The 13,525-nt window shown below is 42.1% G+C and carries 10 protein-coding genes; 8 read left to right on the top strand and 2 right to left on the bottom strand.

Annotated elements, in window-relative coordinates; all coding sequences use genetic code 11:
- Positions 1-97 precede the first annotated feature (97 nt).
- The 4 genes from KJS52_RS16185 to KJS52_RS16170 all read left to right on the top strand — a co-directional run bounded on the left by KJS52_RS16185 (position 98) and on the right by KJS52_RS16170 (position 4,746).
- Positions 98-1,618, top strand: coding sequence for an ABC transporter substrate-binding protein (locus KJS52_RS16185; RefSeq protein WP_213517152.1), 1,521 nt, complete (start codon positions 98-100; stop codon positions 1,616-1,618).
- 76 nt (positions 1,619-1,694) lie between these two features.
- Positions 1,695-2,624 carry an ABC transporter permease gene (locus KJS52_RS16180; protein WP_213517150.1) on the top strand — a complete coding sequence of 310 codons (930 nt, stop codon included), beginning with the start codon at positions 1,695-1,697 and terminating at the stop codon, positions 2,622-2,624.
- 20 nt (positions 2,625-2,644) lie between these two features.
- A complete protein-coding gene (locus tag KJS52_RS16175; RefSeq protein ID WP_213517148.1) occupies positions 2,645-3,535 on the top strand; it encodes a carbohydrate ABC transporter permease in 891 nt (296 codons plus the stop codon).
- Between the two features lie 215 nt (positions 3,536-3,750).
- A complete protein-coding gene (locus KJS52_RS16170; protein WP_213517146.1) occupies positions 3,751-4,746 on the top strand; it encodes an LCP family protein in 996 nt (331 codons plus the stop codon).
- Positions 4,747-4,829: 83 nt separating this feature from the next.
- Here the strand turns inward: KJS52_RS16170 and KJS52_RS16165 are convergent, their stop codons facing one another.
- On the bottom strand, positions 4,830-6,458 hold the full coding sequence (locus KJS52_RS16165; RefSeq protein ID WP_213517144.1) for a response regulator transcription factor: 1,629 nt from the start codon (positions 6,456-6,458) through the stop codon (positions 4,830-4,832).
- A 2-nt stretch (positions 6,459-6,460) separates the two neighbouring features.
- Complete coding sequence (locus KJS52_RS16160; RefSeq protein WP_213517142.1) at positions 6,461-8,263, bottom strand: cache domain-containing sensor histidine kinase; 1,803 nt, start codon at positions 8,261-8,263, stop codon at positions 6,461-6,463.
- Positions 8,264-8,383: 120 nt separating this feature from the next.
- On the opposite strand from KJS52_RS16160, the gene KJS52_RS16155 reads away from it, so the two are divergent.
- The 4 genes from KJS52_RS16155 to KJS52_RS16140 all read left to right on the top strand — a co-directional run bounded on the left by KJS52_RS16155 (position 8,384) and on the right by KJS52_RS16140 (position 13,522).
- Positions 8,384-9,262, top strand: a complete 879-nt coding sequence (locus KJS52_RS16155) for a carbohydrate ABC transporter permease (RefSeq protein WP_213517141.1) — start codon at positions 8,384-8,386, stop codon at positions 9,260-9,262.
- A gap of 2 nt (positions 9,263-9,264) precedes the next feature.
- Positions 9,265-10,092 carry a carbohydrate ABC transporter permease gene (locus KJS52_RS16150; RefSeq protein ID WP_213517139.1) on the top strand — a complete coding sequence of 276 codons (828 nt, stop codon included), beginning with the start codon at positions 9,265-9,267 and terminating at the stop codon, positions 10,090-10,092.
- 54 nt (positions 10,093-10,146) lie between these two features.
- On the top strand, positions 10,147-11,430 hold the full coding sequence (locus KJS52_RS16145) for an ABC transporter substrate-binding protein (protein ID WP_213517137.1): 1,284 nt from the start codon (positions 10,147-10,149) through the stop codon (positions 11,428-11,430).
- A gap of 91 nt (positions 11,431-11,521) precedes the next feature.
- Entirely contained in the window at positions 11,522-13,522 is a 2,001-nt protein-coding gene (locus tag KJS52_RS16140; RefSeq protein ID WP_213517135.1) for a beta-galactosidase, read from the top strand.
- Positions 13,523-13,525 lie beyond the last annotated feature (3 nt).

Below are 13,525 nucleotides of genomic sequence, written 5' to 3'. Positions count from 1 at the left end.
TCGAAATCTGAGTAGTGGCCCAGTATCGCCAACTATATAATGAAGCCATGATTCGAATTACTTCGGATCTGAACGTTAATGTACGGGGGGAGAAGTTATGAAGAAAAAGGCTAGCTGGTTAACGATGCTGCTGGCGACGATGCTTGTATTGGCCGCTTGCAGCGGGAATGGAGCGAATGGCAATAATCAGACGCAAGAGACGAATACTGGCGGTGCGGGTGAAGGGGAAAAGCCATATGAAATTGTTTATGCATACCCGACATTTGAAAGTGTTCCAACCGATCTTCAACTGGTTCAGGATGAAATCAACAAAATTACGTTGGAGAAGATCAACGCCACTGTAAAGCTGCTGCCAATTAGCAACAGCGCTTTCACAAATCAAATTAATTTAATGCTCTCTGGCGGCGAGAAGCTGGATGCATTCGTCATGCTGGGCGATTACAGCACTCAGATTTCACGAGGCGCACTATATCCAATCGGGAACATTATGGAGGAGAATGCCCAAGCTACCATTGACGTGCTTGGCGAGAACTACTATAACGCAACCAAGGTTGATGGCGTAAGCTACGGTATTCCGAGTATTCGCGACCTTGCGCAGGATTACGGTTTTGTTGTAAGAAAGGACCTGGTAGAAAAGCATAATATTGATTTGAGCCAGGTAACAACGTTTGACGATGTAGAGATTATATTTAAGGCGATTAAAGAAAATGAGCCGGGCATGGTTGGCGCTGCGAATTTATCGAATGGCTCTATTTTAAGCACGTACGCTATCCATGATCCGCTAGGCAACAATCTTGGCGTATTGATGAATAACGGCTTGGACAATTTGGAAGTAGTCAACCTGTTTGCAACAGAGGAGTATGAGCATATTTTACGCAAGCTGCGTGAATGGTATGTTGCAGGCTATTTGCTGCAAGACGCGGCAACAACGCCTGAGTTTACCAACGTTATTGTTAAATCGGGCAAAGCAGCTGGCTGGTTCTCCGCCATGAAGCCTGGTTTTGAAGAGCAGGAAAGCCGCAATGTTGGTCTGGAGATGGTTGCTGCTCGCACTGGGGAAGCCGTTGCCAAAACGGATACAGTAACTAATGTTGCACTTGGTGTTGCTGCAAAATCAGAAAATCCGGCGAAAACACTCCAATTTTTGAATTTGCTCTATACCGATCAAGAGATTATTAATTTGATTGATTGGGGAATTGAAGGCAAGCATTATGTAAAGGTTGAAGGCAGCGACAATGTGATTAAGTACCCTGAAGGGGTTACGGGCGATAATGTTGCTTATAAAAACTATAGCTGGATGCACGGCAATCAATTTTTATCCTATGTATTCGAAGGCGATGACCCGGAGGTTTACAAGGAGATGGAGCAGTTTAATAAATCAGCTGCCGCTTCCAAGGCGCTCGGATTTTCCTTCAATGGCGATGAGCTGAAAAATGAAATTGCTGCTTGCAACGCTGTTTTGGAGCAATATCGCAGAGTGCTGGAGAGCGGAGTCGTTGATGTCGACAAAACGCTTCCGGATTTCCTGAAAAAGCTGGAGGATGCCGGTATTAATAAAATTATTGAAGAGAAGCAAAAGCAGCTTGACGCTTGGGCTGCAGCTAATGGAGTGAGTTAAGGGAGGACGGACAATTCAATCGCTGCTTGTCGATTGGATTGTCCGTTTCAAGTGAATTGGAGGGGACGGATTTCAAATGGGCAATACGTTAAGAAGCAAGTGGAAGACGTATTACAAATATTGGCCTCTTATGCTGCTTATGCTTCCCGGGCTAATTTATTTATTCATCAATAACTATTTGCCGATGCTAGGAATGTTTATCGCCTTTAAAAACGTAAATTTTACGCAAGGCATTTGGGGAAGCGACTGGGTCGGATTTAAAAATTTCGAGTATCTCTTTAAAACGAGCGATGCCTATATCATTACTCGCAACACCATTTTATATAATGCGGTCTTTATTGTTTTAGGAACAATACTTGCGATTATTTTTGCTATTTTGTTAAACGAGGTTAGAAAAAAAATATTGTCCCGCTTTTATCAAAGCATTATTGTACTTCCGCATTTGATTTCTTATGTCGTGGTAGGCTATCTGGCTTATGCAGCTTTCAGCATGGAGTCAGGCTTCATGAACAAGACAATTCTGCCGCTGTTCGGTATTGATCCGATTTCATGGTACACCGAACCGAAGTACTGGCCTTATATATTAACGCTCGTGAACCTGTGGAAATCAGTGGGCTTCTCCTGCATTATCTATCTGGCATCAATTATTAGTATAGACCATGAATACTATGAAGCAGCCAAGCTGGATGGCGCCTCGAAATGGCAGCAAATTCGGGCCATTACGATTCCGCTTATTACACCTGTAATCGTAATGCTTACATTGCTTAGCATCGGACGCATTTTTTACTCGGATTTCGGCTTGTTCTATCAGGTTCCAATGAATACAGGCATGCTGTCGGATGCAACCAATGTGATTGATACGTATGTGTACAGATCGTTAATGGTTATGGGCGATATCGGTATGGCATCTGCTGCAGGCGTTTATCAGTCTATTGTCGGATTCATTCTGGTTCTGTCGGCAAATTTCATCGTCCGTAAAATAAATCGTGAGAATGCTCTATTTTAATTAGATTGAGGTGATCGACAATGGCACTGGATCATAAAGGAATCAACATAGTGGCCAATGTTATACTGTCTCTTTTTGCTGCCGCTTGTATTATTCCGTTCTGCTTGCTTATTATTTCCTCACTTAGCAGTGAGCAAAGCATTATTCAAAATGGCTACTCGTTTTTTCCTGAACAGTTCAGCTTGAAAGCATATGAATATTTGTGGATTCATAAGCTGGAGATCGGCAGAGCATACGGGATTACAGTTCTGATTACTGTAATCGGGACTGTCGTCAGTCTGGCGATTACGTCAATGCTGGCCTATCCTTTGTCGCGCAGAGATATGCCGCTTGCTCGCTTATGGACCTTTCTCGTGTTTTTCACGCTGCTGTTTAATGGGGGACTCGTTCCGACCTATCTCGTCTACACGCAAACTTTTGATCTTAAAAATACAATTTTTGGCTTGCTCATTCCTGGGCTGCTTATGAACGGATTCAACGTGCTGCTGGTACGGACCTTCTTCTTGACTTCTATCCCGCCGGCCTTGATCGAAGCGGCAAGCATTGATGGAGCGGGGGAAATTAAAATTTTTTATCGTATTATATTGCCGTTGTCTTTGCCAATAATGGCTACAATAGGCTTGTTCCAGGCAATCGCCTACTGGAATGATTGGTTCAATGGACTGATCTATCTTACAGATACCAATCTGTTCGGGATACAGACAGTGCTGACAAAAATGATTATGGATATTCAATTTCTGACCAGCAACAGCAGTGCAGCCGGGACAGGAGCGAGCCAAGCTATTGCTCAGCTTCCTAGCACATCGGTGCGGATGGCAATCGCTGCAATTGGCGTGCTGCCGATTCTGATCGCATATCCATTTTTTCAAAAGTATTTTGTAAAAGGGATTACGATCGGGGCCGTCAAATAAGTTGCCGATCCATGCTCCTCTTTTGGTAGACAGTTGAAATAACAGAACTGTCTACTGCAAAGAGGAGCATTTTCTATGCCATAATCGCAAATTTTACAACTTCTATACAAGTCTATCTCTTTTTATATACATTCAGCGGCTACACTTAGGAGGATTGCAGACTCGCCGTTACGTAGCCATGGAGCTAGTTTTAAAAAGAGAAAGGACATACTCTAATGAACATAAGCAAGAAAAAAATTTTAATGGTTATAATGATCGTTGCGCTTGCGCTAATCGGTTGTGCAACGTATTATATTGCTTCGGTTTTGAATGGATTGCAAAGCTTGCAGAAATCTCCAGACAATTCTCCTTTTAAAGGTTTGCCTTCAGCGGAAACAGAAGTGGTTAAGCCCCCAGAATGGACAGGCACGGAGCCTGTTAATATTTTGCTGATGGGCGTTGATGCCCGCGGCTTCTCGGAAGGGGAAATTCCGAGATCAGACTCGATGATGGTCGTTTCGCTCGATCCGGTTAAGCAGCGCATTCATCTGTTTTCCATCATGCGCGACACTTATATTGATATTCCTGGACATAAGAAGAACCGCATCAATACGGCAATCACCCATGGGCCGAATACGGCGATGCAAGCGGTTGGCGATTTGCTGGGGATACCGATTCAATATTATGTATATACCGACTTTCAAGGCTTTATCAAGCTGGTAGATGCAATAGACGGAGTGGATTTTTACGTAGAGAAGGATATGTATTATCCAAGTAAAGCGGACAAGCATGAGTATGATATTGATTTGAAGCAAGGGCAGCAGCATTTGGACGGCGACAAGGCGCTGCAATATGTTCGTTTCCGCCATGACGCCACCTCCGACTTTACGCGCACTGAGCGGCAGCGGGAGTTTTTCAAGGCAATTGTCGATAAATTGACTTCTACGACCTCGGTTATGAAGCTTCCAGCTATTCTGGAGGAGGTTAGTCCTTACGTCGATACGAATTTATCGGTAAATGATATGTGGAAGCTTGCTACGGTAGGCTATAAAAGCACGATGGGCGAAAGCATGCAAATTCCTCCAATGAATCTGCTGCAAGAAACCTATGTTGGTAAAGCCGCAGTTCTGGCTGTAACGAGTGAAGAAGAGCTTAAGCAATACATTGCTAACGTACTCGAGCAGACTGACAGTGAACTGAATGCTGATAAAGCTGTAAAGAATGAAAGCTAAGAGCTGTCATTAGCTTGCACGAGGGTTGAAAGGATTGCGAATACAAACAGATCAGCTTCTCCGATGGAGAAGCTGATCTGTTTTTAATTCATTAACGTTTTGCGGTATTCATTTGGCGTTACGCCTTCATGCTTTTTAAATACTTTGCTAAAGTATTTGATATCTGGAATACCTACCATTTCTGCTATTTGATTTAGCTTCAAATTACGATTTCGCAATAAAGCTTTTGCTTTGTTCAAGCGAAAGCTGGTTAAATATTCTGTGAAACTGATCGCATAATCTTGCTTGAACTTTCTGGAAATATATTCACGGCTAATTTGAAACGTATCAGCAATTTCCTGCAAGGTAAGCTCTTCATTATAATGCAGCTCTATATATGACACAATATCAGAGAATGAACGCGATTTGTTTTGCAAGCTATTGGTAATGGCTTGCGACAGGTTCAAGTTGAACTGCAGCACCCATTGCCGCCAATCATGAATCTTAATGCTGTAATCATTTATGCTCGGTGGCGGAACTGCTGTATCCTGCTGTTCCAACATTGCTAATAGCTCATTTTTTTGATTGCTCGATATTTCTTGCAATAAAGAGTTGCGAAAGCTAAGCATATCTTCTAACCAGTTTTGTAATAGATGAGGGCTTAAATAACCATGATTTACAAATTGCTGCAGCCAGGAGGTCGAGCATTTCTCAATCAGGTGCTGATTGCCGCTTAATAATGCGACTCGCCATTCCTCTCTAACGTCTGCAAACGAATAATCTGCATGATGTTGCAGACGCAGGAGAGGTTCACTAGCATCATGCAAATAGGATGCGACATCAAGCAAATTACGATGATCTAATGCTGCGATCGCCTCGTCATATTGTTTAGCCAGACTAGTTGGAAACTTGTCCAGCTTCGTTGTTCCAAAGTGGAACTTGCGGGAAAAAAGAGTATGCATCGTCTGATTAATTTGGCTCGTAATGAAGGCTGCATCTACTTTATGATCCCACAGCAGTAATATGATTTGCTCGAATGAACCCCAGTATTTAAATGCTATACCGTTAGCATTCCCGCCAATGCACTCATGACAAATATTTTCAATAGCGAATAACAATAGATCGACATCGTTGCCGAACCTTTCTAATAGCGGTTGATCTGCATTGTTAAATTGTAATATAACGAGTTGTACATCCGTAATCCCATCTGGAATAACACGATTTTTTATTAATCGCTGCACCGTAGTGTTAATATTTGCGACATCATCAATAAGCCGTGAAAGCAGCTTCTCATCATGCACCGGTTTTATTTCATTCAGCATAATCGATTGCTCGAGTTGAATTTGGCGCGAATGCTCTTCGGCTAACCATGCCTTTACAGCCGTAGCTACAGCAGAATTAATAATATCGGCATCGATCGGTTTTAATATATAGTCGATTCCGCCGTGCTGTACGGTATGGCGCATATATTCAAAATCATCATGTCCGCTTATGACGATAAATTTGCAGGTTTTTGAGAACCTCTCTATCCAGGCCGTTAACTCCATGCCGTTGCCAGCATCCATCATCATATCCGTAATGACGAGCTGAGGCTTATATTCATTCATCATTTCGATTGCCTTGTTGCCGCCATCTGCCTCTCTAATTTCATGAATGCCATGCTCTTCCCAATTCACTAATAGCCGAATCGCCTTGCGTACGCGAGATTCATCATCTACTATTAAAGCTTTCACTTTTATTCACGCTCCAATTTCACTTGTGCAGGAAACGTAATCATTACAACAGTTCCGTTGTTGTCTGATTGATTACTAATCTCTAAGGTTGCTTTGTTATCGTAAAGTAATTTCAATCTTGTTAGTACATTATTTAGACCGATGGAGGAGTTTATTGAATGCTCATCACGATCATGGTCAGCTTGGTCAAGCAAATTAATCGCGGTATGCTCCAGCTTTTGATGCAAGGCTTGCAGCTTCTCAGGTGCAATTGGTAGTCCATTATTGCTTATTTTGATACATATCATGTTAGCAGGCAATGCACTTACTTGAATCATTAATTGCTGATTATCTTTATTTCGCTCGAAGCCGTGCTTGAAATAATTTTCCACGATCGGTTGTAATATCAGCTTTGGTACAGGCTTGGGCAGCAGCGCTTCATCGATATTAAAGTGTACGGAAAATAGATTTTCATACCGCTCCTTTTGCAGCTCAAGATAAGCCTTCACATGATCAAGCTCATCGTTGAGTGTCACGACCTTGTTGTTGTTATGCATGCTGTACTGCATCATTTTAGCTAGCGAGGAAAGCAGCTTATAGATCCGGGTATTATTTTGCTCTAAAGCTAAAGTCCCGATAATTTGCAGGGTATTATTGAGAAAATGCGGGTTTATTTGTGCCTGCATTGCTTTTAGCTGGTTATTTTTACTCGACAATTCTAATTGATACTCCCGTAAAACTAAATTGTTAATCGTATTCATCATTTCGCGGAAACGATTAATGACATCACTAATTTCATCATGCTGCTTTACGGATGGAATCGCGACATTTAATTGACCGCTTTGAATTAAGCTCATATACCTTGTAAGCTGGCGTACTGGCGATGTAATACGAATCGAAATAATGATGGTTGCAATAATAATCGTAATTAACGAGATCGCTAGCAGCAACATGTTAATCGTAGCAGCTTTTTTAGCTTCCTTCGTTAAATAGGAGATAGGAATTTCCTTTACTAATGTCCAGTCGGTTAAATTGTTTTTTATTTTTTGATAAACAAACAAGCTGTTGTCTGCTTCAAAATAATTTTGCATTTGTTCGCTGGCCAGCACACCTTCGTTGTACCAGCTGGCTGCAAAAGGCTGCTCGTACTGTTCAGCATCATCACTATATATGAGCTGATTATGATGATCGATAATATAAAATTTTTCAGCGCCGGGATTATACAAATTATGAACGATATTCGTAACCGCTTTAATATCAACATCAATCGCTAAGTAACCGATTACCTCCGTAGAAGGTATTTTTTGTATTTGATTTTGAAAAGTAAATACATGTCGAGGTGTATGGTTGGCTGTTAACGATGTTAGTCCATACGTATGGCTTAAATGAGTTGGTAATAGCTGCTCGTTAGTCTCCAAGGCAGGATAAACATCAATATTGTAGTTGCGACTAGGCGTGTGCAAGGTAACAAGGGTTGCCTTGTTATTTTTATTTTCATACAAATACACCTGAAACACATCGGGAACGACCGTTGTCATGTAACGCAGTGCGTCATATACACGCGATTCACTATACATATCGTTGTAGCCGCCTTGAATAAGTGTCTGAATCGTATAAATATTAGAGCTTGCGCGATTTAAATTATCTAATAGCGCCGACAAATTATGCGCCCCTTGAAATAGCAAATTCATATTCTCGTCAGCTATTCTTTGTTTTAAAGACTCACTTGTATAATAATAACTGACCAGCATCGTAGTCGATATCGGTATAATCGTTGCCAGCAATAAAAATACAATGAGCTTGCTTCGAATTGTCTTGAACTTCAACTTAACACTCCCAATCAATATTTTACCCCTTTTAGTTCACGCTAGTAGGTATTTGTATAGTCTTCCTGTCTTTATAATGAAAGTACTTTAGCATCAAAGATTGAAGAAGGGAGATACCTCATGAAAAAAAGAAAGATGGAATGGGGACTACAAGCGTTCTTTGTCGGACCCGTGTTCTTATTCTTCGTTCTTATTCTCATAGTACCATTTTTATTAGGGATGTACTATTCGTTAACAGATTGGAATGGTATCGCAAAAACAGTCAACTGGGTAGGGCTTAGCAACTTTAAAACACTGTTCACGGATGATACAGGTTTTTGGCAGTCGTTTATATTTACCACTAAGTTTACCGTTGTTGGCGTAGTCTTGGTGAATATAGTAGGCTTCGTTTTTGCATACTTGTTAACGAATGCATTGAAATTACGGAACATTATGCGGACGGTTTTCTTTATGCCGAACGTAATCGGCGGCTTACTGCTAGGTTTTATTTGGCAGTTTATTTTTATTAAAGGGTTTGACACCATTTATAAGCTTACGGACTGGTCTTTTTTCGGACTAGCTTGGCTAGGTGATCCAACCACGGGATTTTGGGGTATCGTTATTGTGTTTATATGGCATCAGGCTGGTTACTTGATGGTCATTTATATTTCATCATTAACGAATGTGCCTAAAGAAATTGTTGAGGCTGCAGAAATTGATGGAGCTAATCGCTGGCAAATGCTGCGCAGCATTACTATTCCACTAGTTATGCCAGCCGTTACGATCTGTTTATTTTTGGCTATTTCCTGGTCGTTCAAAATCTTTGATATTAACCTGTCGCTAACAGCAGGCGGACCGTACAAGTCCACGGAATCAGTAGCGATGAATATTTATAATGAAGCGTTCCAAAATAACCGTTACGGTCTTGGTACCGCTAAAGCATTATTATTCTTTGTTACAGTTGCAATTATTACGTTAATTCAGGTTCGTGTGACGAAAAGCAAGGAGGTGGAGGCATAACGATGAAACGATACACGGGCAGAACACTTATTCTCGAAATAGGGATGGTGCTAGTTTCACTCGTTTTTCTCGCACCGTTTTACTTCCTTTTTGTAAACTCCGTTAAACCCTTTGGGGAAATTATGTCGGACGCTGCAAGCTGGCCGCAAGTATTTCAATGGGAGAACTACTCCAGAGCGTGGACGTTAACTCGTTTTCCAGAAGCCTTTGCCAATTCTCTCGTCATTACTGTTGTCGGCGTAGCATTAATCGGGCTTATTAGCTGTATGGCGGCTTACCGAATGGTTCGTGCTAATACATTATTTAATCAGATTTTTCTGCTTGTATTAGTTGCCGCTATGGTCGTGCCATTTCAGACGATTATGATGCCGCTTATTCGCGTCATTAGTGAATTAGGTTTAATGAATTCGAAAATCGGACTCATTATTAGTTATTTGGGCTTAAGTACTCCGATGGCGGTCTTCCTTTTCCATGGGTTTGTGAAATCAATTCCATTAGAAATTGAAGAAGCGGCTACAGTGGACGGCTCTACTCGCATTGGTGTCTTTTTCCGAATTGTATTGCCGATGCTGAAGCCGATGCTAATGACAGTCATTGTACTGAATACGTTAGCGATTTGGAATGACTATTTGTTACCGTCATTAATTTTGCAAAAACCAGAGCTTAGAACGATTCCATTAGCAACCTTTTCGTTTTTCTCAGAATATACGAAGCAATGGGATCTTGCACTGCCGGCATTAGTACTAGGCGTTACACCTATTATTGTGTTCTTCCTGTTTTTACAGCGTTACATTGTAGAAGGGATTGCAGCCGGCTCAGTCAAAGGGTAATAACGACATGTTATTATAAATTAACTTAATTGAATTTTGAGGGGGAGCGTTAAAATGCAAAAGAGAAAATTAGTTTCCATTTTATTAGCTATGGTACTCGTATTAGCGGCTTGTGGTGGCAATTCAAAAGAAGGCACCAATGGAAACACGCAAGCAGATGGATCTCAAGAGAAAAAGACAGTTACCGTTTTCCAATTCAAGACTGAAATTGTAGAAGGATTGCATGAGCTGGCAAGAGCGTTTGAAGCCGAGCATCCTAATATTAAAATCGATGTACAAACAGTAGGCGGCAGCGGCGACTACGAAGCTGGCTTGAAAACGAAGTTTGCTTCTGGTGAAGGCCCGGATATTTTCTCCAATGGCGGTTATTCTAAATTGTTGCTATGGCAAGAACGAATTGAGGACTTATCTGATCAACCGTGGGTGAAAGACATTTCGCCAGCAGCAGCTGATCCGGTTACACTAGATGGAAAAGTATATGGCTTGCCTCTTAGTATGGAAGGCTTCGGCTATATTTATAACAAAGACATTTTTGCAGAAGTAGGCATTGATCCGCTGCCTAAAACCTATTCTGAGCTTGAATCAGCAGCGAAAAAAATCTCTGATGCGGGCATAACTCCATTTGCCAATGCTTATTACGAATGGTGGTTAGTCGGCAGCCAAGGCGTTAGTGTAGCGTTTAACAATCAGCCGGATACGAATGCATTTATTGATGGATTGAATGATGGAACGGCTACAATTGCGGGCAATGAGCACTTTTTGAATTGGGCAAAATTAATGCAATTAACATTAGACTATGGTAACAAAAATCCATTAACAACCGACCATAATACGGCAGTTACGATGTTTGCGAATGGCGAAGCAGCTATGATGCAGCAAGGAAACTGGACGCAAAATATGATCGACAGCATTAATCCTGATATGAATATGGGCATTCTGCCAATGCCGATTAGCGACGATGCAGCAGTAACGAGCAAAGTTACGGTTGGCGTACCTGTTAACCTGGTTGTGAATAAAGATTCCAAAGTAAAAGAAGAAGCAAAAATGTTTTTGAACTGGCTGGTTACATCTGATATGGGGAAAGAGTATATTACGAAAAACTTCAAATTCATTCCTACTCTATCTACAATTGAAGCTTCCCCGGAAGATATGGGATCACTTGCGTCCGAGCTGGTTGATTATGTGAATCGTGGTGAAGCATTCCCTAACATTTCTGGTAAATACCCGGATGGCGTAACGCAAGAATTTGGCAGCGTCATTCAAGAGTTTTTAGCAGGAAGAGTAGATGCACAGCAATGGACAGAAAATATGCAAGCTGCTTGGGATAAATTAAAATAGTTCATTATATAGTAGTGTAGCATGAGGCTGTTCCAACGAGATCATTTGATTGTCGGAACAGCCTTTATGTTAGAAATGGAGTTGCGCAATGATGAATGAGCGATTGCAAGTAGGAGTAGTTTATTATCCGGAACAATGGGATTCAGCGAAATGGGAAGCAGATGTTAAGCGAATGAAGGAAGCGGGAGTCACCGTTGTTCGATTAGCAGAATTCGCGTGGTGTCGAATGGAGCCTGCGCCAGGGCAGTATGCGCTGGAATGGTTGGATGAAGTAATCGACTTGTTTGCCAAACATGACATAGCAGTTATTCTCTGCACGCCTACCAATACTCCGCCTCGCTGGCTGACAGATCAACATCCGGATGTTCTCCCGATTCATGCCAATGGAGCGACTAATCATGCCGGCGTCAGAGGTCATCGTTGCTTGAATAGCCATTCATTAAAGCACTATGCAGCAGCTATTATCAATCAGCTGGCTAGTCGTTATGGCAAGCATCCAGCCGTTATTGGCTGGCAAATCGACAATGAATTTGGCATGCAGGATTGTCACTGCCCTCAGTGCAATGCTTCATTTAGGCAGTGGTTGATTGACAAATATGAAACCATTAGCCAATTAAATGAACAGTGGGGGACGATTGTCTGGAGCGGAGAATACAGTGATTGGCAACAAGTTACGGTGCCTTATGGCGGCTCTCGCTTTCAAAATCCATCGTATTTATTAGACTTCACCAGATTTCAATGGGATACGACGGAATCGTTTTTGACAGAACAAATCAAACTTATTCGCCAATATAGCAAGCAGCAGTTTATAACCCATAATTTTCACACATACCCGCAACGGTTGAATTTGCACCAGCTTGGTCGTGTGCTTGATGTTGCTTCTTTCGATTATTATCCGAATACGGCTCCTCATAAGCAAGCAACCGGCTCGTATAGTGGAGCTTTAGCGCTCGATGTTACACGAGGCATTAAAAGAAAAAACTTTTACATTATGGAGCAGCTTAGTGGAGCGCCAGGCTGCTGGTTTCCGACATGGCGAGCTCCTTACCCAGGATTTATTCGAGCCTTTGCCTGGCAAGCTATTGCCAAAGGCGCAGATAAAGTGTTGCATTTTCGCTGGCGCTCGGCGGCGGCTGGAGCAGAGCAGTTTTGGCAGGGCTTAATTGATCCGAGTGATGTGCCTGGTCGAAGATTTCAGGAATTTTCGCAGTTTGCGCAAGAAGTGAATCGTTTGTCGCCGAAATTAATAAATACGACCTTTCAGCATCAGGCAGCGATTTTAATCTCACATGAAAATATGGAAGCGATGCGTATCCAGCATCAATCCAACGGGTTTGATTATTATGAAAATATAAAAGATTATCACCGCGCATTGACCAAGCTCGGAATTGGCTGTGATGTCATAGAAGTCGGTGCTTTACTAGATCAATATAAGCTTGTAATAGCTCCCAGCTTATATGTATTGGACGCTGAAACGGCTAACAGGCTGGAGCAGTTTGCGCACGCTGGAGGTACCGTGTTAACAACATTCCGTTCCGGAGTGAAACTGATTAATAATCAGCATATCCAGGCAATGCTGCCAGGATATTTGCAGCAAAGCTCAGGCATTTATGTGGAAGAGTATGATGCGATTGGACAAGATGTTGTGCATATTCGAGACGAAGCTGGAGAGACGTATACATGCTCTGCTTGGTGCGATATTGTCAGCTTGCAGGGAGCAGAAGCGATTGCTTGGTACGAGGACGAATTTTACAGCGGAACAGCGGCGGTAACCTGCAACCGCGTAGGCAACGGCAAGGTGTATTATGCAGCTACTCATCCAGAGGAGCGCTATCTTCGAAAGCTATTGACTCGATTAGCTGAGGAGCAGCATATTGCTTATCATGCTGGCTTGCCGGCGGGCGTGCAAATTATAGAACGCTTTAATGACAGCAACAAGTATCTGTTTATTTTGAATCTGAGCAGAGAGAAGGTTGTCATTCCACTCGATCACCCTGGTTATAGTCTGCTTAATGAAGCAGCGAGAGAAGCGGAGCTTGAGCTTGCACCTTATCAATTAGATATTATAGAAGTTCCTTTGAAAAATGTTTAGGAG

This window comes from Paenibacillus montaniterrae, from assembly GCF_018403185.1.
In the GTDB taxonomy this organism is placed as follows: Bacteria; Bacillota; Bacilli; order Paenibacillales; family Paenibacillaceae; genus Pristimantibacillus; species Pristimantibacillus montaniterrae.
Note: the sequence above shows the minus strand (reverse complement) of the source record. Positions and strands in the feature narration are given on the sequence as shown.